At 63.6% G+C, this 258-nt stretch carries 1 protein-coding gene; it reads left to right on the plus strand.

Features of this window, described 5'->3' with window-relative positions; all coding sequences use genetic code 11:
• Nucleotides 1–258 (plus strand): beta-ketoacyl synthase N-terminal-like domain-containing protein (locus MJ643_RS31005; RefSeq protein WP_282103308.1); only part of this gene is annotated, 258 nt, incomplete at both ends.

Below are 258 nucleotides of genomic sequence, written 5' to 3' on the forward strand. Positions count from 1 at the left end.
GTCTCGGCATGGTGTCGCCGCTCGGCTGCGGCGTCGAGCCGACCTGGAAACGCATCCTCAACGGCGAAAGCGGTGTGCGCAGGATCGAGAGCTTCGACGTCTCCGATCTGCAGACCAAATATGCCTGCACGGTCGTGCGCGGCGACGGCAGCAACGACACATTCAATGCCGACAAGTGGATGGAGCCGAAAGACCAGCGCAAGGTCGACGACTTCATCATCTTCGGCATGGCCGCAGCCGGCCAGGCGCTCGACGACG

Source organism: Pseudomonas sp. PNPG3 (assembly GCF_023093815.1).
GTDB classification, from domain to species: Bacteria; Pseudomonadota; Gammaproteobacteria; order Pseudomonadales; family Pseudomonadaceae; genus Aquipseudomonas; species Aquipseudomonas asiatica.